Annotated in this window: 20 protein-coding genes and 3 pseudogenes; 4 read left to right on the top strand and 19 right to left on the bottom strand. The window is 36.2% G+C overall.

The genetic code is table 11. The features are described 5' to 3' along the window. Positions 1 to 169: 169 nt before the first annotated feature. Positions 170 to 1078, bottom strand: a complete 909-nt coding sequence (locus MOC86_RS06745; RefSeq protein ID WP_268583403.1) for a VOC family protein — start codon at positions 1076 to 1078, stop codon at positions 170 to 172. A 351-nt stretch (positions 1079 to 1429) separates the two neighbouring features. Between MOC86_RS06745 and MOC86_RS06740 the strand changes: the two genes are divergently transcribed. Continuing rightward, the gene (locus tag MOC86_RS06740; protein WP_268583402.1) at positions 1430 to 1981 is read left to right on the top strand and encodes a TetR/AcrR family transcriptional regulator; all 552 of its coding nucleotides are present in this window, start codon (positions 1430 to 1432) and stop codon (positions 1979 to 1981) included. Positions 1982 to 2215: 234 nt separating this feature from the next. On the opposite strand, the gene MOC86_RS06735 is transcribed toward MOC86_RS06740, so the two are convergent. The 13 genes from MOC86_RS06735 to MOC86_RS06680 all read right to left on the bottom strand — a co-directional run bounded on the left by MOC86_RS06735 (position 2216) and on the right by MOC86_RS06680 (position 11903). Beyond that, a complete protein-coding gene (locus tag MOC86_RS06735; protein ID WP_268583401.1) occupies positions 2216 to 2500 on the bottom strand; it encodes a hypothetical protein in 285 nt (94 codons plus the stop codon). 2 nt (positions 2501 to 2502) lie between these two features. Beyond that, complete coding sequence (locus MOC86_RS06730; RefSeq protein WP_111922493.1) at positions 2503 to 2799, bottom strand: DUF2089 family protein; 297 nt, start codon at positions 2797 to 2799, stop codon at positions 2503 to 2505. 456 nt (positions 2800 to 3255) lie between these two features. Beyond that, entirely contained in the window at positions 3256 to 3555 is a 300-nt protein-coding gene (locus tag MOC86_RS27455) for a TIGR04104 family putative zinc finger protein (protein ID WP_419146609.1), read from the bottom strand. Between the two features lie 84 nt (positions 3556 to 3639). Then, positions 3640 to 3945, bottom strand: a complete 306-nt coding sequence (locus MOC86_RS06725; protein ID WP_268583400.1) for a hypothetical protein — start codon at positions 3943 to 3945, stop codon at positions 3640 to 3642. 661 nt (positions 3946 to 4606) lie between these two features. Beyond that, the gene (gene ssuE, locus MOC86_RS06720; protein WP_268583399.1) at positions 4607 to 5128 is read right to left on the bottom strand and encodes an NADPH-dependent FMN reductase; all 522 of its coding nucleotides are present in this window, start codon (positions 5126 to 5128) and stop codon (positions 4607 to 4609) included. A 554-nt stretch (positions 5129 to 5682) separates the two neighbouring features. Further along, positions 5683 to 5964 (bottom strand): hypothetical protein, encoded by a 282-nt coding sequence (locus MOC86_RS06715; RefSeq protein WP_268583398.1) that lies wholly within the window; start codon positions 5962 to 5964, stop codon positions 5683 to 5685. Continuing rightward, positions 5961 to 7322 (bottom strand): NtaA/DmoA family FMN-dependent monooxygenase, encoded by a 1362-nt coding sequence (locus MOC86_RS06710; protein WP_268583397.1) that lies wholly within the window; start codon positions 7320 to 7322, stop codon positions 5961 to 5963. Before MOC86_RS06710 ends, MOC86_RS06715 begins: the two co-directional genes overlap by 4 nt. Before the next feature lie 141 nt (positions 7323 to 7463). Next, positions 7464 to 7799, bottom strand: coding sequence for a ribosomal-processing cysteine protease Prp (locus tag MOC86_RS06705; protein WP_326847710.1), 336 nt, complete (start codon positions 7797 to 7799; stop codon positions 7464 to 7466). 35 nt (positions 7800 to 7834) lie between these two features. Next, positions 7835 to 8056 (bottom strand): hypothetical protein, encoded by a 222-nt coding sequence (locus MOC86_RS06700; protein ID WP_268583395.1) that lies wholly within the window; start codon positions 8054 to 8056, stop codon positions 7835 to 7837. A gap of 56 nt (positions 8057 to 8112) precedes the next feature. After that, on the bottom strand, positions 8113 to 9246 hold the full coding sequence (locus MOC86_RS06695; RefSeq protein WP_268583394.1) for an NtaA/DmoA family FMN-dependent monooxygenase: 1134 nt from the start codon (positions 9244 to 9246) through the stop codon (positions 8113 to 8115). 7 nt (positions 9247 to 9253) lie between these two features. Further along, a complete protein-coding gene (locus tag MOC86_RS06690; RefSeq protein ID WP_268583393.1) occupies positions 9254 to 10291 on the bottom strand; it encodes an LLM class flavin-dependent oxidoreductase in 1038 nt (345 codons plus the stop codon). A 234-nt stretch (positions 10292 to 10525) separates the two neighbouring features. Continuing rightward, positions 10526 to 10951, bottom strand: a complete 426-nt coding sequence (locus MOC86_RS06685; protein WP_268583392.1) for a MarR family winged helix-turn-helix transcriptional regulator — start codon at positions 10949 to 10951, stop codon at positions 10526 to 10528. Between the two features lie 277 nt (positions 10952 to 11228). Next, positions 11229 to 11903, bottom strand: a complete 675-nt coding sequence (locus MOC86_RS06680) for a nitroreductase (protein ID WP_268583391.1) — start codon at positions 11901 to 11903, stop codon at positions 11229 to 11231. Positions 11904 to 12073: 170 nt separating this feature from the next. On the opposite strand from MOC86_RS06680, the gene MOC86_RS06675 reads away from it, so the two are divergent. Together MOC86_RS06675 and MOC86_RS06670 are read left to right on the top strand one after the other, a co-directional pair. Beyond that, positions 12074 to 12658, top strand: a complete 585-nt coding sequence (locus tag MOC86_RS06675) for a TetR/AcrR family transcriptional regulator (protein ID WP_268583390.1) — start codon at positions 12074 to 12076, stop codon at positions 12656 to 12658. 436 nt (positions 12659 to 13094) lie between these two features. Continuing rightward, positions 13095 to 13637 (top strand): annotated as a pseudogene (locus tag MOC86_RS06670) (transposase); the annotation flags it as partial. 195 nt (positions 13638 to 13832) lie between these two features. Here the strand turns inward: MOC86_RS06670 and MOC86_RS06665 are convergent. The 4 genes and pseudogenes from MOC86_RS06665 to MOC86_RS06650 form a co-directional block, all read right to left on the bottom strand. Further along, positions 13833 to 14564, bottom strand: a complete 732-nt coding sequence (locus MOC86_RS06665) for a hypothetical protein (protein WP_268583388.1) — start codon at positions 14562 to 14564, stop codon at positions 13833 to 13835. 15 nt (positions 14565 to 14579) lie between these two features. Further along, positions 14580 to 16403, bottom strand: a complete 1824-nt coding sequence (locus MOC86_RS06660) for a hypothetical protein (protein WP_268583387.1) — start codon at positions 16401 to 16403, stop codon at positions 14580 to 14582. A gap of 12 nt (positions 16404 to 16415) precedes the next feature. Further along, positions 16416 to 16790: a hypothetical protein gene (locus MOC86_RS06655; protein WP_268583386.1), complete on the bottom strand. Its 375-nt coding sequence runs from the start codon at positions 16788 to 16790 to the stop codon at positions 16416 to 16418. A 197-nt stretch (positions 16791 to 16987) separates the two neighbouring features. Continuing rightward, positions 16988 to 17389: pseudogene (locus MOC86_RS06650) on the bottom strand (DDE-type integrase/transposase/recombinase); the annotation flags it as partial. A gap of 213 nt (positions 17390 to 17602) precedes the next feature. Here MOC86_RS06650 and MOC86_RS06645 point away from each other — a divergent pair. After that, positions 17603 to 17740 (top strand): hypothetical protein, encoded by a 138-nt coding sequence (locus MOC86_RS06645; RefSeq protein WP_192800187.1) that lies wholly within the window; start codon positions 17603 to 17605, stop codon positions 17738 to 17740. A 941-nt stretch (positions 17741 to 18681) separates the two neighbouring features. Here MOC86_RS06645 and MOC86_RS06635 read toward each other — a convergent pair. Next, positions 18682 to 19068 (bottom strand): annotated as a pseudogene (locus MOC86_RS06635) (hypothetical protein); the annotation flags it as partial.

The raw sequence follows: 19068 nt of genomic DNA, 5'->3' as shown, positions 1-19068 counted from the left end.
AAGGTTTTTGCACCAGAACCGATAATAGATAGTCATAATAAACAAAGAAGGTAAGCTCTTATAATTTAAGGCTTACCTTCTTCCTAAAAGCTTCTCCACCTTTAGTTAGTAAGAAAAGCTAATTAAAAGGATATATAGCAATCTTTTTTTAGTCTATTAGATAACTTTCCTATTCTAGCATTCCATGGGGCGGCTTAATTCCCCATGGACTCGTAGCTAATGCTTCATCTGTCCACACTTTTGGTTTTTGTGGATACTCCTTATGCCATGCTTTTGGTTCAAAATAGCCTAGTTCTTCATTCATAATATCTAGTTCTGTAAATAATTCGACCATGTTTCCATCTGGGTCTGGGATATAAGCAGCTAAGTTATGTCCAATTCCATGTCTTAATGGTCCCCAGATTACCGGAGTCTTATGCTTTCCTAAGAAATCCAATGCGTCTTTCATATGCCCCCAGTCTCTTAATTCGAATGCGAAGTGATGAAGGCGATTGGATGATTTGTCTCCATCCGTCTTAATAAAATTTAAACTGTGATGATCTTGATTACAACGCATAAATACAAAAAAATCTTTCAGCCAATCTGAAACACGAAAATCTAATGCATTCTCATAAAAATCAACTGTTTGTTGAGGATCTTTTACCCATTGAGCTAAATGACCAAGTTTATTAGGATTCACTCCTATACCTGTCATTCCTTTATTATGGGTATGGGTATGCATATGTTGAAAAAGATGAACGGGTTTTCCTTCATTATCTTTTACTACGATATACTCTTCAATTCCTACAGAAGGTTTCTTAACAAGTTGTGCAGAAATCCCCATTTCCTTTAGTTGTTCAGTTAACTCTGTAAGAGAGTGTTTATTTTCAATTTGTAAACCGTAATTTACTAATCCTTTTTCTTCAGAAGATGGTTGTAAAATAAGGTTGTGATGATCAATACCTGTACTTAAGTAAGTACTTCCATCTTTTTCAACTGAGGTGATAGAAAGCCCAATTACTTTTGTATAGAAGTCAACCATATTTTCTAACCGATCTGTAGCTAATGTAAGGTATCCTAATCTTAGTGAATGTATCATATTGTACTCCTCCGTATTATTATAAATCAAAACGATACGTATCGTTTTATTATACTTGTATTATATTCTTCCCTTTGTTTTATTTCAACTATTTAGAGTTAGAGTTTATAATGTTAAAATAAATTCAACAAAGATAAAATGTAGATTGTATTCAACTGAATAGCATGTAATCAGTATGTTAAACCTAATTGAAATGAAGATAATCCACACTTTTAATTTCCAGTTATATCCAAATTATTTTAGTGAGTAAAGCTTGTAATGGTATATTTTATTTTATACAATACAAAAAAAACGGTACGTATCGTTTTTTGTTATTAATTTCTTGAAAATTAAACGGAGGGAAAAGTGGTTATGCCAAATTTAAAGCAGTCAAGAAATACAAAAAGAATTTTGGATTCTACAATACAAGTTCTAAATGAAACAGGTTATTCTTCATTAACTATTGAAACTATTGCTGCACATGCGGGAGTAGGCAAGACAACTATATATAGATGGTGGGATAGTAAAGCTCATCTTGTCTTAGATGCTTTTCTTATGACTACAGCTACTTTTCAGTTTGATACAGAAAAATCAGTTCATGATAACTTTAAGCAGCAGCTTATTAATGCATCTGTTGTTTTTAATACACAGTTAGGTCGCTCTATGTTAGCCATTATTGTAGAAAATAAAGAAATAAGTGAGTTGTTTTACACTTCTTATCTTAACTTAAAAAGAAAAGATGCTACTTCATTTCTGAAAACAGCTATAGCGAAAGGAGAAATCAAACCCGATATAAATATAGATATTTTGTTAGATATGTTGTTTGGTCCTATTTATTTTCGTACTCTAATTTTTAATCGAGAACCAGATCATCATTTTATTTCCGAATTAGTAGAACAAGTAATGAAGGGAATTCTACCTTGAGACAACTATAAGGTTAATAAATTAAAGAAGAAATTTTAAATACCTCAACCAGTCAGTCAAATTACAATTATTCTGTAATTACTCTTATCTTATTTTGGTGTGGTTTAGTGATATTATGCAGTATGTATGTCACTCTAGTTAACATAATAGATCTTAGAGGAAGTAAAAAAGCACAAACCCGTTCAATAACAACGAGTTTGTGCTTTTTTCTTTTCGTTTATATATACGAATATTTTAAAGGTTTTGTAATTCAATTCGATCTAGTTCTTTTTGTCTTTTCTTTTTAAAACGTTCTCTACCCGAAATCCATGAGCTTAACAATCCACATAAAGCAACGATTAGTATTACCCATGTAGAAGAATTATCGTTTTTATCCATTAATCTATTAAAAAAGAGGCTGATAACGCCTACGTATACAATTGGAATAATCCCACCTAAATAAGGATTCTTTCGCGTTGATAAATAATCTTGAGTAAGTAAGATAAGAATGACTACCAGTATTCCAACTACACGATCCATCATTACACATCCTTTTCTTTTCTATATTTTTCAATGATAACTTTAGCCACGTCTAAGCTCATTCGTTCATCAATAACAAATTCTTTAATCATATTGACAAACTCTACATCATCTTCCTGACTATGTACTTCAATTTTTTTTATTAACCGGTCTAGTTTGGCTCGCACAGTTGGATAAGAAACATCATATAGGTTAGACATGTTTTTTAAAGAGCCTGAATTTAATATAAACTTCCTAATAAACTCTAAAGACTCTTTATCTAACGCAAGAACCCATGAAGGAATTTCCTCTCTCTCCATAAAGGACCACCTCCTATATTAATAATGTTAAACAATAGTTAAACATAATTCAAGTTTTAATTTAAAAATATCAATTTATAATCGAATTATATTTTGGTGTTATGTATATAATATCTACTTCTAGTTAACATAGAACATGTTATCGGAAATTGACAATAAAAAACGCTTAGAGCATTAACTCTAAACGTAGCAATCTATATTCATTTAAAATCCTAAGTTAAGCAGCATCTTTCTTTTTTAATTCTAGGATTAGGGCAATAATTCCGATAAATCCACCTATCGCAAAGAGGTAAGAAGCAAATGGTATTAGTTCATTCATCAATAAACCTCTTATACCATAAAAACACAATATAATATTACCGATTAAACCAATCACAAGCCTAATATTTTTATTAATATTTCTGACCTCCCTTTCGTTTATATCTACTTTTAATAAGGTATCCAAGGAAGAGGAGTTTACCACAATGGTTCTTCCTCGTTGCTAAGTTTATAAAAAAATGGCATACAAATAAGAACTGCAATAAAAGATAACAATTCAACAGTCAAGACATATGGAAAAGGCATACTAAAAGATACTAAAGGTATCCAAATCAGAAATGGAATCATTGTAAATACACTTAATTTGTTTCTTGCTTGCTTTGAAATATATTGATGTTCTCTACACGATGGACATTTTAATTTATTTCTGAACGTAAACATTTTTATAAAAGTTTCTCTCCAGGTCCACTTATATCCACAATTTTGACAGGATGGCATCAAAAGCAGCTCCTTTTAAAGTTATAACTTAATATATATTACCAAAAGACTTAAAAACTGAATGTATAATTCATTTATTTCTAGTTAAACCTCTTTTTGTACTTGATCCTTTATCATGAGAGCAAATATAACAAAGAAATTCAAAATAATTAATAGTCCATAATAAAGGTCAAGTCCTTCAAAAAATAAAGATAATATGGAAAACATAATGGACTCAAAACCAAACAGCATAATAATAAAACCAAACCCTTTAGCCAATTGTTTCTCATTATGGGGAGTAAACATCTTTCCATAACCAGCAATGAACTTAGTTCTTCCTTTCCTCCATACAAATCCACCAATCCAGACAATTAAACAACTTAGGATGCAAATAAACAGAACTTTTAACATAAAGGATTACACTCCTTATTAAAATAACCTCTCTTATATAGAATATTTCACCATATATAGAACTTAAATATCATATACCAAGCTAGTTAACATAAAAAATGTTAAAGGTAGTAAAAAGCGTAAACCTGTTTAATAACAACGAATTGGCATCTTTTCACATTATAAACGAGCATAATTTTAATATCCATTAATTACCTTTCCACTTCATAAAAAGTGAATACAAGCAGATGGTTCGCAAAATGAACGTTCATAAAAGTTTACTTTTACGGTCGAAAAAACTAATAAATATGGTTTTTATAAGAGTATCATTTTTTACAAGATGAGTAATCATTACTTCATTAGACAAATGAGAAAATCCTTTGCTATAACAGCAAAGGATTCTTTTTACTCTTTTAAATTTATATATTTATTTATGACCTTCATTCTAATTACTTTTGATTCATCCTCTTTGGGGTAGCGTCAGGGAAATGCGGATTTACAACGTTAAGGAAATCCAAATATAAAAAAGCCTAATTTCTCGGTATTATAAGTGAGAAATTAGGCTTTAGTTACTTCATTAGGACCAGATTGTAGAATATCATTTTCTATTGAATAGTATTGTTGTACTGCGCAACAAGTGGTTTTTTATTAGTTGATCTTCTTCAACATTACTTTAGTGGTATTATTTGGCTAACTTGATAAAATAGTAAAGTTGTTTTTTCGTACGTTTTAAAGTGTCCTCATCAATTATTGGAATTTCTCCCTGTTTATCAATTTGTGCGTCTACAAAATATAACCCTTTTAAATTGTGAGCTTTTAACGAGGCCAAGAGTGGTTTTAATGTATATTCTAAAGCCAGAAGATGTGCTTCACTACCACCTGTCATTAATGGAAGCACTGGTTTATGTTTTAATACATCTTGTGGAAGTAGGTCAATTAACGTTTTCAGTACCCCTGAATATGCACTTTTATATACTGGCGATCCGATAATGACACCTTTCGCATCTTGGATTAAAGTAGCGAGATCATGAATTTCAGGACTATCATACTTTCCTTCGAATAGTACATCTTTTGAAACATCCCTTACCGAAATATGTTTTATTGATAATCCTTCCTGCTCCAGAATGGTCCCCAAATAGTCAAGAACCTTCTTAGTTTTTGATGTATCAGAAGGACTTCCAGAAATAATTACAATATCACTCATAGTTTTTTCATCCTTTCAATGTAACGATTTGATATTTGTATTACAATAAAGTGTTTAATACTTAGGTTACTAAGTAAATAAATGGATTTAGTATGCTAAATAGTTAATCAATTAAACGAATGAAAAACTATCAAATGTCGATTATCCTATATTGCGATTCATAAAGTACCAGCGATCACCTCTATTATGAAGGTTCCCTTTTTTCTTCAGGGTCCTTAATTGTTTAAAAATTGAAGCTTGCGAATTTGTTTCTTCCGTTACTAATAAATTGTTTGTTTTTGAATCCAAACAAGAAACAATCTTCTTTGCACTTATTCCTGGGTGTTCTTTTATACAAGTCAGGATGGTGTCCCCCATTTGCATTGGTCACACCTCTCCTCTGTTTAATCAAAGTATAATCTTTTCACTTCAGTTACAGGCTCTTCTTAATCAGATAGAATATCTATTTCTTGGATAAGGTAAATCTAAATTCCCACGTAACGTGTTGGATTCATATTCTTCATGGAAAATTCCTTTTTCTTGTAAAATCGGAACTACCAAGTCAACGAAATCTTTTAGACCTGCTGGATATTCTTGTCGTACCAACAACATATCCATGGCACCCGCTTCATAAATTCCTGAACTCGATCGGCTACTTTCTCGACCGAACAAAAAAATAACGTCGCAATAATAAAATCTGCTGTGGATCGTCCTTCTAAAGCAACCCGTGCGTAGCGGATGTTCGCCTCGATATGCGCGCAGTTGCCCGAATCGACCTGAGGAGCGCGCCAGGCGTTTTTCAGTACCCCATACCCGTCGATGAGCGCCATACCGAGGATGATCTTCTTGTCTGTCAAGGGGTTCCTCCTGTCGATCCGGCTGCGATGCGGGGGTCGAGTCCGTACTGCGGTGGCAACCCTAGGTGATCGCGGAGGGTTTTCCCCTCGTATCCGTCGTGGAAGAGGCCGCGTTCGCGCAGGATCGGAACGACGCGATCGACGAACTCGCCAATCCCGGTGTGGAAGTCGTCGAAGTTCGTCACGAATCCGTCCGCTGCCTTGGCTTCAAACCATTCTTGAAGATGGTCGGCGGCCTGCTCGGGAGTGCCGACCACATGGGGGGTGGAATCGAACACAGCGTGGGCCAAAATGTCACGGGGTGACCATCCTGCTTTGGCCAGCTCGACTGCACGAACGGACCGTAAGTCATTGGGATGCGCCCGGATGGAAGCGAGCTGCGCCTCGGTGAGGGGCTCATCGGGCCGGGTGAGTTCCTCGTGCAGGCCCAGATAGGCACTCAGGCGTGACAGCGGCACGTGGAGATCTATCCGGTCATCGAGAGCGCGGCGCGCGTTCAGGGCTTGGCGTGCAGTGTTCCCGACGGTAAAGCCGGCGAATACGACGAACTTGATTTCCTCGGGGTCCCGGCCGGCTTTTGCTGCGGCCTGTCGCACGGTGTGGCGTATGGCTCGGCTTTCCTCGATGCTGGACGGCATGCCGATAACGACGTTGGCATACATGCCAGCCGCTTGCAGGCCATAGCCGCTGCTGGCGGGCATCATGATGACCGGCTGCCCCTGCTCTGACGGCGGGACGGGAAGGGGTCCGCGGGCTCCGACGTGCCTGCCTTGCAGGTTGATCGGTCGGATATGGGCCGGATCGGCGTACATGCCGGCTTGGTCGGGCTGGCCCGCCTCGTACCCCCAGCTTCCCCAGAGCGCCTGGACGACCTGCATCGTTTCGTGGAGACGGTCGTACTTCTTCTCACGAGGCGGAAGTACCTTGCCGAAGTTCGCAAAGGCGTCAGGTTCGAAGCTTGGGACGGCATTCCATCCGGCCCGGCCACGGCTGATGACGTCGAGGGCCTTGAGCTGACGGGCCAGCAGGTAAGGCTCCGTGAAGGAGGTGGACGCCGTACCCATCAATCCGATCCGTTCGGTCGCCTGGGCCACCGCCGAGAGGGTGATGATCGGATCTATGTTGAACACGGACGGTGACGTGGGCAGGTCTCCATGCATGAAGAGACGGTCGGGCAGGAAAACGAACTGCAGCCCCCCTCGTTCCGCTGTCCGCGCCTGCTCTACTGTGGCATCGATGTTCGTGTAGGAACCGGGGTCCACGTGCGGCATCCGCCATGCAGCGGGGTGCAACCCAAAGTTGTTCCCCAAAGCCACGCCCAGGAGCATGTGCTTGTTTTTCATTTTTCTATTATTCATTGATAAGCCTTCTTTCTACTAGAATTATTAAGAGAATGTTGCCATATTAGTAAAACAGACATAGCTGTAGTATTGCTAAGTAGCCATTCTATACATCGCCCTGTCACTGAAGTGAAAACAACATGTCTTCCTCCTGTAAAATCAATAAAATGATTGTATAGTTTCTTTAATAGTTAAAAATTCACCATAAGATTCTTGGATAGATTTTAACATTATGACCATTGATTCCAACAAAAGCTGTACCTGCTCAAAAGTTTTTGGCTCAATTCGTTCAGGTATGTCTACTTTCAAAAAACCTTCATATATTGTGTGTTCTGGCACAATTCCCAACAATGCTTCTATTGAGTTAACCGTTCCAAATGTTACAGCCGATACACCAGCACAAACAATGTCCTTGCCATGTACGTCATAATTCGCATGACCTTCAGAACGATAAGACATGATTTTACCACCAGAAATTCTTCTGGTAATTTCCACTTTAACCAATTTGTTACCTACCTTCCAAATGGCAATTATCCTATATTGCCATTCATTAAATACCAGCGATCACCTCTATTATGAAGGTTTCCCCTTTTTTTCAGCGTTCTTAATTGTTTAAAAATAGAAGCTTGCGAATTCGTTACTTCTCTTCCTTTGAAATCGTTTGTTTTTGAATCCAAACAAGAAACTACTTTCTTTGCACTTATTCCCGGGTGTTCTTTTATACAAGTGAGAATAATGTTCTCCATTTCCATTGGTCACAGCTCTCCTCTGTTTTATTACGGTGTAATTTAGCCACTTCAATTTTTAATCAGATAGAATATCTATTTTGTGGGTAAGGTAAACCTAAATTTCCACGCAGCGTGTTGGATTCATATTCCTTACGGAAAATTCCTTTTTCTTGTAGAATCGGGACCACATATTTAATAAAGTCTTGAAGGATTTCCGGATGTGTTTGTCTAAGCAACATTAGATCCATCGCCCCTGAGTTATACCACTTTTCAATCTCCTCTGCTACTTGTTCAGCTGAGCCGAAGAATGGATTATCAGGCATTCTATAATAGGGAGGTAGCAACCGTTCCAATTCATCAACTTTTCTACGGGCATCTGCTTCTGTTTCCCCTACAATTGCATGTACAATTCGCGTGGCAAGTACATTATGTGGCGAACGCCCTGCCGCTTTTACTTTTTCTTTAAGTACATGAATAAACCGTTTTGCATATTCCAACTCTGTAGCATCCCCCATCATTACAGCCTCTGCGTGATGGGCCGCAACATTCAGGAAAGCTTCTGATGTTCCGACTTGAATAATAACCGGCCTACCTTGAGGGGAACGAGTAATAGGGAGTGGACCAGCCACAGAAAAATAGTCCCCGCTATAATTAATCGGATGCATTTTTGTAGGATCAAGGAATATACCACTTCGTTTATCTCGGATAAACGCGTCATCTTCATAAGAATCCCAAAGCCCCTCAACGATTTCCAAAAATTCCTTTTGCATTGGATACAAGTCTGATTTCGTAATATGTGATCGACTGAAATTATTTGCCATACTACCGTCTAAAGATGTAACTGCATTCCATGCTGCGCGCCCATGACTAATTTTGTCTAATGAAGCCAATTGCCTAGCTGCGGTAAAAGGATCAGCAAAGGAAGTGGCAATTGTTGCTCCTAAGCCAATATTTTTTGTCACCATACTTAAAGCGGATAGAAGACTGACCCCCTCAAAAGTGCTGAGATGCGTCGGCATATTCTCAGGTCCTATATGACTAAGATCGGTTATAAATAACATATCAAATTTTCCTGATTCAGCCATTTTGGCTTCCATCACTTGAAAGTCAATATTTTCACCCGCATCTGAAGGCAGATTAGGATGTCTCCATGACGTATATCCCAAACCAACCCCATCCATAATATATCCGATTTTCAACTGTCGTTTGCTCATGCGTTAATTACTCTCCTTTGCTAGAATCTGTTTTAAGATCGAATGCTTCTGCTAATAATGAATATGCTCTTGTACGTGCTTCCTGAGTAGGGTAAAAATCAGCAAGCATAATTTCATCAACTTGGCTTTCTCGGGCCATTTCCTTTAACTTGACTGCTACATTATCGATGCTTCCGATAATAAACCGATTTCGGTTGTGCAGACGCGCTTGTTCTTCAGCAATCGTATAGTTATGTTGCTTTGCTTCTTCTATCGTTGGAATGGGAAGTTGGGTGATGCCAGTCATCATTCTTGCCCAAAATAGCTCTACTGAATTCGCCAGTTCTTGTGCCTCTTCCTCTGTTTCGGCTGTCACGGCAAGAACGGTCAGGATACTATGGGGCTCTTGTCGATACGTTGATGGAACAAATTTCTCCCGATATTCTCTGAGTACCGGGACAGCGAGATTCGGTGCCAGGTGTGAAGCAAATACAAAGCCAAGCCCTTGTTGAATGGCATATTGTACCCCTCCTTGACTGGATCCCAACATAAACAGTTCGGGAGTTAAAGAGGCATCCCCTGGCAGTTTGATATTACGGAATGGGTGTTCCTCTTCGAAATCACGGGAAAAATAGGACAGTAATTGGTCTAATTGTTCTCCAAAGTCATCGGCTAAAAATCCTTGTTGTGATCGTTGTAATGCCAGGGCGGTAATTCCATCTGTTCCAGAAGCCCTTCCTAATCCAAGATCTATTCTCTGTGGGTAAAGTGATTCAAGAAGAAGGTAATTTTCCGCAACTTTCAATGGGCTGTAATTGGGCAGCATAATGCCCCCTGATCCGATACGCATATGCTTGGTATGTGTTGCTGCATACATACTCAATAGGTCAGGTGCCATACTCAAAATATTAGGTGAATTATGATGTTCGGTAAACCAATAACGTGTAAAGCCTAACTGTTCGGCTAGTTGGATAAGTTCTGTAGTGTTACGAACGCTATCGGCAGGTTTTTCATCCTGAAAGATGTGAACGTAGTCCAATATTGATAATTTCAAATTACTACTCATACTTAACTCTCCTTGAAGGGAACTAATTTTTTTATTTTCATACTGAGAAATTAGTTCTTTGATATTCAATTTCTATAACGTTATAAATTCGTATCTGCTAAGGGACCCGGCTGACAAAACATTAATGTGGCGCATTCTTCACCTTTTAGTTGATTACGACGCGGCGAATAAAAAATGCCAGGACAATATGGAACTTTTAATATTTAGGTTGCTAAATATTAACACAGAGAAAACTTAGAATAGATTTTTCTCCATTCGCTTCATAAGTTCCCTTAAAATTAAGCGTTCTTCCGGTAATATTGATTGGAGTAGTTTTTCTTGCTGTTGTTTCCATATCAACTCAACGGGTTTCTCTAATTCTTTACCTTTGTCTGTTAGAAAAATCTGCATAACCCTTGCATCGTGTTCATCACGTTTACGGTATATAAATCCGTTTTGCCCCAATGATTTAACCATATTTGTTACCGTAGGCGGCTCGCATTTTAAATGTTCACATAGTTGCATTTGTGTTATTCCATCACCTAACCACAAACGAGCGAGTAGTTTATCCTGGCCTACATGAAGATTAAGTTCTCTTAGACTTTCGCTATAATCTCGACGCATTTGGAATGAAATTTTATCTAACGACTCACGAATATCGCATCCAACCTTATCGTTCATAGCTTCCCCTCAACTAGTCAAAATGTATTTAGCAGGCTAATTATTTGGATAAAAAAATATAAAGAATATTTTTTTAGTTTTTTCCATATCCAATTTATATAATAAGGGATCTAATACAAGCCCCCTTTAAAAGTATAATGATTCCTTCTCAACATTGGGACACATGGATAGCCAGGGCATATTGAAGAAACACTTGGCTATCCATACTTTTTGAACCTTGTTTATTATAGAATGAACAAGAAACCTGTTGGTTATATATTCAATCTACATATCCTACTTAACGATGGAATGTCACGCTGTTCTCAATTGGATCACGACCCATACGAAAACTATTTGCTTTCGCTTCTTTATCAGGATAACCAAAGGAAATACCAAACAATAACTTCATGTCATGGGATACACCCAGTAATTGGCGTACCGTATCAGCGGACATGCCCAATATTGTCTGAGGGATACTGCCTATCCCACGTGCAGTCAATGACAGAAGGAACGACTGAGCATACATACCAATATCAGCTGCCACACGTACATTATCTCCAACGGAAGGCATGAATAGAAAAGCAACATGCGGTGCATTAAAAAATTCAAAGTTTCGTAATATTCCCTTATGGCGACCTTCTTGATCTTCGCGAGCTATGCCCAATGCCTCATAATATGTTTTTCCCTGTTCTTTTTGCCGTTCAGCATAACGATCATAAAAATCATTAGTATCGAATGTAAAATCAGGTGAGAATTGCTCTTTTTTAAATGCATTGATAAGAGCCTCGCTAAGTTCCTCTTTCTTTTCGCCTGAAACAATATGGACATCCCAAGGCTGTGTATTACAATTCGATGGGGTATACTGAGCATCCTGGAGGATTTCACGAAGAACTTCCTTTTCAACTGGTGTAGAAAGGAATTGACGTATAGACTGTCGACTGCGTATAACTTCTTGAAAAGAATAATTAACCAACAAAAAATCTCTCCTTTAAATTGAATTACAACTTTCGCTTAAGCAACGGTTGTTGTATACTTTATTCTAAAATAGGGTTCATTTATTCTCAATCATCAGTTTTGGTGTTTTATCGCTTAAACAACAAACTAAGTAAATTGTTGTCTATTTATAGAAAGGGAAGGATAAATTTGAAGGAAGTAAAAGTAGATCCGCGTATTATACGAACTAGAAAATTATTAATGGATGCCTTTATAAAATTAACTCGTAAAAAAGACTTCAAGGATATTACCATAAAGGACATTACGGAGGAAGCAACCGTTAATCGTGCTACCTTTTATTCTCATTTTCAAGATAAATACGACTTAATGGATGTTGCCATTACAGAAGATATATTAGAAAGCATTGTGAAACACTTGAATCATTATGATAAGTTAAATGAGGAGACTATTGTAAATATCTTTTTTACATTAACTGAGTTTCATACAAAAAAACGTACAGAATACCTCCCCCAATGTAAAACGGGTATGGAACCCTTTAATTCAATAATTGAACAGAAAATAAAAAAAGAACTGGGAGAATTATTTTATTCTCTATTATTAAAACAACGACCTAACATGAATTCGGAAGATTTAAAAATTGGTGCTACTATGTTTAGTTGGGGAATTTATGGAGCATCTGTGGATTGGGAAAATAATAGTTCTCTTTCAGCAGAAAAATATATAAAAAAAGCCTTACCTTTTATAATATCGGAAATAAATAATTTTAAAGGATGATTATTGATTGTCCTTTTTTTTTGCATATGAAAAATAACCGTTGTAAATCCACATTATCCTGACTCTACCCCAAATAAAAACTAAAACAGAACCGTAAATTTTAACGGACTTCCACCGAATAACAATAATTGTTCCTGTAAAAGCCAATTAAGAGCATAGAATGAGGGTTTTAGGGTTTGAATAGTTAAGTTTTTATACTTAATACATATTTTGATTCATGAACTGATGGAAAATAGTAGGGTCCGTAAAAGTATACTTTTACGGTCATTTCTTTTTGATTAGAAATCTAGCCTTTTTTATGTTCATTTAAGTTTAAAATTAAATTACGAACGTCCTTAGAAATACATACACTTTTGCGAACGTTTTTGATAGAATAATAGGGAGAGAAACACAAAATTAGTATAAAAATGGAAAAGGGGGGATTTGGATACATACGAGCGCAGATGCAGCTTATAAAACACCTGCGATTACGCAGTACTTATTTGATAACGAAATCACACCTGCCTCACCATACACAAGACCGAGTATAAAAGAAGGATTCTTCCGAAAACATGAATATGTTTTCGATGAACACTTCGACTGTTACCTATGCCCAGCGGGTGAAGTCTTGAAATATTCGACAACGAATAAAGAGGGCTATCGTGAGTACAAATCACCAAAGCACATTTGCGCAACTTGTCCATTTTTAGCGCAATGTACAGAAAGTAAAGATCATCAAAAAGTGGTAACTCGTCATATTTGGCAAGAGTACCTGAAGGAAGCTTTACATCTTCGTCATCACAAAGATGTAAAGTCAATATATGCGAAACGTAAAGAAACAATTGAACGTGTATTCGCAGATGCAAAAGAAAAGCATCGCATGCGTTGGACAACTTTAAGGGGACTTAAGAAATTGTCGATGCAGGCGATGCTTACTTTCGCTGCCATGAATTTGAAGAAAATGGCCAACTGGACATGGCGAGGTCCAGAAATGGCTTAACATAGTGGACTCGAAGAGGTCCACTCTCGATAATTTTGAGCGAAATTCATAGAAAATCTCAAAAGGGGTTCGGAATGAAACCATTCCGAACCCCTTTTGTCGACAATCTAAGCAAAGAAATAGAGATTTCTTTGCTTTTGGCTTACGTTATACGTTTGTTTAATATGTTTATATCATAAAGATGTTATAGATTACTTATTTTTCTAACTCTTTGTTGTATTTAATTACCTTGTCTTGTGTTAACACTCTTGCTTTTTTCAAATCTTCTGGTTTGTGATAAATATCACTTTTAGCACTATGTATACCAATGTCATAGACCTGGGTATTGTTTTTGTATCTGACCGTTAAAGATAAATAATTATGAATACCATGACTCTCAAAGTCTTGAAGAAGGTTAAATACTTTCTCGTCCTCTTTTTTCTGCAAAACCGTATCGGTTGGATAAAGTGTATTTACCCCTATATATATATTATCGATCATTGCATCTTCTCCGTATTTCTTTCTTACCTTTTGAATATTAGGGACATGGCGAATGTTAATTTCCTCATCTGTTTTAATGCCTACATTACCTTCTACTTTTTGAATTTTAAAAGGGTGTTGTTTTATAATCTCCTTTACCTCTTTTTCATATTGTCGATCCCATAGTTCACTAATGACAGCATATTCATATAGTGAGCCAACCGCAATAGTTGGGAACCATATTTCAAAAGGTTTTTGAATACCTTCCATTTTAATTGTTGCTTCATAAATTTCTCCAGATTCATCTACAACCTTATTAACTTTCGTAACATTAAAGTCCCGATCCATTCTACTTTGAAGCTGTTTTTCTATCGCAGTAGCAACTTTATATTTATTGTACTGGAAGTATCCCCAAGTTCCTAATCCTAGAACTATTAAAATTATAAATATTGTACGAAAACGTCTCATATCATCACCTAGCTTTTAAGAATCTCCTAATTTTATATTATATTTAAGTAGATGTTCTTTTCGAATTAATTTTTCTAAAATCTCACCTTCAGGAGAATCATATCCTTTCTTTTCTTTAAAGTCTAGAATCTCCAGTTCACCTTTAAAATGGGCTAACTCTTCCCTTAAATCTTTTTGCTTACGCTCTTGTATCTGTTGGTAATATCCCCCTTCTTCATACATTAGGTTATCAACCACATTTGTAGAATAAGAAGAATTTTCCCACTGCTCTTTCTTTTCCCGTATCTGTTTCTTTGTTTCTTCCTTGATTTCACTTATTTCTTCTTCTATTTTCTTCATTTTATCTCTAATCTCTTTTTGTTGTTTATCTATTTCTTTCCCATCGAATTCCTTATGGCTCTTTCCATATTCTCCACTAATAGATTTATAATCTCCCAGTTCTTTATACCCATTAATAGCTTCTTCTACTAAAGAAATAGCTTTCTCTTTTCCATTGTTCATTGCTAAAAGTTCAGCTTCTATAGGTCTTTTTCCTTCTTTATCAAGAGCTCTAAGATTTCCAACTGTATTGGGGGTAACTACTGAGGAAGTAAGTGATTTGGTTCCATATAAATTTCCTTGTCCCTCTTTTATTAAAATATCCCCTTTATTATTAAAATGAAAATTACTCATCATTCCATGAGCACTTAACCCTTCTCCTTCTCCAACATTAGGAACCTCTAATGTAACCCCTGGGGCATAATCCAAATCCAGGTCCAAAACCCCTCCTTTTTTTTCCTCCGAGACTGCATCTCCTTCTGTTTTAAAGTTAATTACACTTTGATTATTATTTTTTAAGTATAAAGGCTTAGCATCCTCATGAAACCGTGGTGCATTGAATGTAACAGCCGTTTTCCTATATTCATCTGCCATTGTTGTCGCAATGTTACCACCTAGGGAATGCCCACTGAATGAAACATGGGTATTTGATTTAGAAAATTCATTATATTTCTCCATGAATTTTCTCGCATCTTCAATCTGTTTAGAAGGATGAAAGTACCTTACAGGAACGATAACAGGACCGTTATGAGTTTGTATAATATTTGTCCCTACCCCTAGCACCCCTGTTACATCTTCCCTTATGTCTTTAATAGTTCCTCTATTCTTCCTCATGATGGATAAAGGACTTCCTATCAGAAGATCCATTACAGTAATTTTAGGTGGTTCTGTTCCCCTAAAAACTACAATTTCGTTGTTAGTATCTATTTGTCTAAATACTACCACATCTAATCCACTCTCGTAGTGATACATGCTTTTGTTATCTACTTTTACTACCTCAAACTTTCCATCTAAATTATAAGATTCTAATCCTCTTTGTATTCCGGCTGTGTTTCTATAAGCTAAGTTTGACAATAAACCATACTCTTTAGGAGTTATATCCCCAAAGGTCCCCTCCATCAACTTCTCTTCCTTCGTTTTCCCCTCCCCATCAAACAAAAATCCAAGCTTATCACTAATAAAATCCTTCATAACCTTAAGTGGATTCAAACTATCAAGCGAGGGTGGAAATGAGGTCGCAAGAAAATCAGCGATTTTAGCTTGAATAACAATAGAAGAAATATTTTCGATAGTTTGACTGTAGTGTTTTACCACGTTGGTGTGCCCCGCATTAATTGCCTCATTCGTATTTTGCACAGTTCCAGCATTCGGGATAGCATATGGACCGTTATCAATAATTTTATTTGTATGACTTATTAGCGTTGTATACTTTTTAGATAATCCTTCAATTGTCTGTTTTTGATCGCTTACACTCTTACTTAAGTTTGAAAGCGCATCTGTATCTACCTTAAAAACTGCCATATTACTTCCCTCCTATTTACTCGCCTTTTCTATAGCCTCTTCTCGTTCCCTTTGAATTTCAGCCTCAATCTGATTTATAAGGTCTGATTTCTTATCTTCTAAATAGCGTATACTCATATTAATTTGAAAGATTTGAGTTCCCACTGTTTCTACAAAAGAGCTCATTAGGCTCTGACTTTTAGAAAACTCTTGAAGAAACTGTCCTCGTTTGTTTCCTTGCCAATATGTTTCAGCTGTACCTGTTAAAACAAGATTCTTAGTTACATTGAAAATAAGCCCAGAATCTTCTCTCAGCACGTGATATTCTCTTACACATCTATGTAATTCTTCAATTTGTTTATTTAGTTTATCTAGTTTTTCGTGTAATGCATCTAATGTTCGGCTCATAAAAATTATCCCCTGTTAAAAATTATAAAATTATGAAATTTATACCCTCTGAATTTTAACAAAGTAGAGGTCTATATTCATGAGTATTTTCGCCTAAAAAGGGTAATAATCGGGTAAAAAGATATGTGGTTCTGGTGCAAAAACTACTCGCTATAAACATAGAACATCCATTCCCTTTAAATTGCTAACTTATGAGACTAATCAAAAAATTTATGGATGAATTCCTTTTTGTCTTGGGCAGACTTCACCTCTTGATGGGGCCCCCTCTTTTTAATCATGTGCATGGCTGCTATGCTACCCAGTATGCAAGTAGCTGTACGAAAGGACTTCAATCCTAACATTGAACGAACTCGCTTTTTAATAAAACAATGATTTTGTTCCACTATGTTATTAAGATATTTCACTTGCCTTATTTGGATGCCTAGGGTCATCTCTTTTTCATTCTTCAATTCTTCAATGGCTATTGGGTAAGCTGAGTTTTTATCGACGGTTATGACATGAGGCTTTGAAACATGAAGAGACCACAAAGCTTTCCTAAAGAAACGCTTTGCAGCCTTGTGATCTCTTGTTTGGCTTAGATAAAAATCAATGGTGTTTCCTAAATAAAGGAGTGAATCTAATTATGAAGTCAAATAAAAACAAGATCCAAGGTAAATATAGAAAAATTATGAAGTCAAAAGAGACGGAAAAAGATAATAATCCCTTTCAAATAAGCACAATATTAGCTATATCTATACTTATTCTTTTTATTGTATTAGACGTATACATTGATTGGTTTTGAAAAATATATAATGAAACCGGAGGACATTGCCATGCTTACAATTCTGATTACAAGTTGCTTTGTATTAAGTATTTTCTATGCTGTATTTAAAAGTATCAAAACAGGGAATTTACCTAGTAATAATTACACTCCTTCAGACGATATTGATTTTGGAAGAAAACAAGATTAACATTAATAAATTTAGTTGTATACAACATGCATTCCTAGTTAACATAATCTAATTTATCGGTAATAAAAAAAGATCTTCAATTGAAGATCTTTTTTTGATGATGCTTGTTAAACATTGGCCCCCATTACTTTAAGTACAATTCTTCACAATCTACTTCGTAAGTCTGACTAGGAAAAGGCGAAACCTTATTTACAATAGGGAAAGGATTTAAAATTTGTTTTTACCTTTTTGTGAATATTTTTTTCAAAAAGATATTGGAACCCATACAATAAAAATGCCTTATAAAAGAAGTAAAGGAAAAATTGAAAGTTATTAAAACGAACCAATGTATAATACCTAAATTTTCTTGCAAAATATGTGATTGGGTATGCAAAGATAGCATTTGTAATTCCGTTGAGTAAAATAAACCATTTAAAATTTCCGTATGTCCACTTCAGAAACCACATGGAGATTGGCAAAAACGGACCAATTTCATAGGGTAATTCCCCAAAAAGAAAGGATTTAGGTTTATTATAGAAAACCCACCACCTTTGTTTTTTCCCATATATTGCATGAAGCGTTTCTACGAGTAAAACAAGGATCGATGCGGGAAGAAATCTTTTTATGTTGCGTAACCCTAATAGGGGTAGGGTTAAACATGGTAGTAAAACCATAGCAACATTAACTAACCTTTGAATTTTTATTGTCATAGCTTCATCATCCCTTTCTCAAAGCCTAGCTTCCCCCTTTCTTTTTGAATTATCCAATAAATAACAAATATATGTACAGGTATTCTTCAACAAAACTGCATCGTTAGTTGAACAAATTCCCCAAAGATCAAATGAATAACATTCCATACTATGAGCAAACTACTCACGATACATGAAGTATCACCCTTAAAACCTAGAAAAAAAGCAGAAAAACTGGAGAGTTTATGCACTCAATAAATATAGGAATTCCCTTTAATAATGTACAGGAACACGATCTAAATTCTTTTTCTTGGCTACAAAATAACGACTATAACTATCTACAAGTTCGTGTGTATCTGGATTAATAATAATGGGTTTATCTACCGTTCCATTCTGCTCAATACTTTCTTCTACTGCCTTTTGTTTCGCTATTCCTGGGGTAAATTGAAGAAAGGTTTCTGGAACCTTAATTTCCTCTAAGGACATCCATTCCTTCGTCCCCTCCGGAACAAGAATCTGCTTTTTCTCTTGTTTATTTTCTTCTTGAGGTTGACTTCCCTCTTGTTTTTTAGCTCTTGAACCCTTTTTCGGTGTTTGTTTCGGTTGTTTTGTCTCTTTTCCTTTGTCCTCGATTTCTTGTATCTGCATACAGATAACGCC

It is taken from the genome of Priestia endophytica (assembly GCF_026790145.1).
GTDB classification, from domain to species: domain Bacteria; phylum Bacillota; class Bacilli; order Bacillales; family Bacillaceae_H; genus Bacillus_I; species Bacillus_I endophytica_A.
The sequence above is the reverse complement of the archived record's forward strand: the minus strand, read 5'-3'. Positions and strand labels throughout refer to the sequence as shown.

Coding starts and splice junctions, on each gene's coding strand:
- MOC86_RS27455 (WP_419146609.1), bottom strand. CDS start 3,555: ATGCCATCCTGTCAAAATTGTGGATATAAGTGGACCTGGAGAGAAACT.
- MOC86_RS06685 (WP_268583392.1), bottom strand. CDS start 10,951: ATGAACGATAAGGTTGGATGCGATATTCGTGAGTCGTTAGATAAAATT.
- MOC86_RS06725 (WP_268583400.1), bottom strand. CDS start 3,945: ATGTTAAAAGTTCTGTTTATTTGCATCCTAAGTTGTTTAATTGTCTGG.
- MOC86_RS06735 (WP_268583401.1), bottom strand. CDS start 2,500: ATGGATCGTGTAGTTGGAATACTGGTAGTCATTCTTATCTTACTTACT.
- ssuE (WP_268583399.1), bottom strand. CDS start 5,128: ATGAGTGATATTGTAATTATTTCTGGAAGTCCTTCTGATACATCAAAA.
- MOC86_RS06710 (WP_268583397.1), bottom strand. CDS start 7,322: ATGAATAATAGAAAAATGAAAAACAAGCACATGCTCCTGGGCGTGGCT.
- MOC86_RS06730 (WP_111922493.1), bottom strand. CDS start 2,799: ATGGAGAGAGAGGAAATTCCTTCATGGGTTCTTGCGTTAGATAAAGAG.
- MOC86_RS06745 (WP_268583403.1), bottom strand. CDS start 1,078: ATGATACATTCACTAAGATTAGGATACCTTACATTAGCTACAGATCGG.
- MOC86_RS06740 (WP_268583402.1), top strand. CDS start 1,430: ATGCCAAATTTAAAGCAGTCAAGAAATACAAAAAGAATTTTGGATTCT.
- MOC86_RS06660 (WP_268583387.1), bottom strand. CDS start 16,403: ATGGCAGTTTTTAAGGTAGATACAGATGCGCTTTCAAACTTAAGTAAG.
- MOC86_RS06655 (WP_268583386.1), bottom strand. CDS start 16,790: ATGAGCCGAACATTAGATGCATTACACGAAAAACTAGATAAACTAAAT.
- MOC86_RS06690 (WP_268583393.1), bottom strand. CDS start 10,291: ATGAGTAGTAATTTGAAATTATCAATATTGGACTACGTTCACATCTTT.
- MOC86_RS06645 (WP_192800187.1), top strand. CDS start 17,603: ATGCTTACAATTCTGATTACAAGTTGCTTTGTATTAAGTATTTTCTAT.
- MOC86_RS06665 (WP_268583388.1), bottom strand. CDS start 14,564: ATGAGACGTTTTCGTACAATATTTATAATTTTAATAGTTCTAGGATTA.
- MOC86_RS06700 (WP_268583395.1), bottom strand. CDS start 8,056: ATGGAAATGGAGAACATTATTCTCACTTGTATAAAAGAACACCCGGGA.
- MOC86_RS06695 (WP_268583394.1), bottom strand. CDS start 9,246: ATGAGCAAACGACAGTTGAAAATCGGATATATTATGGATGGGGTTGGT.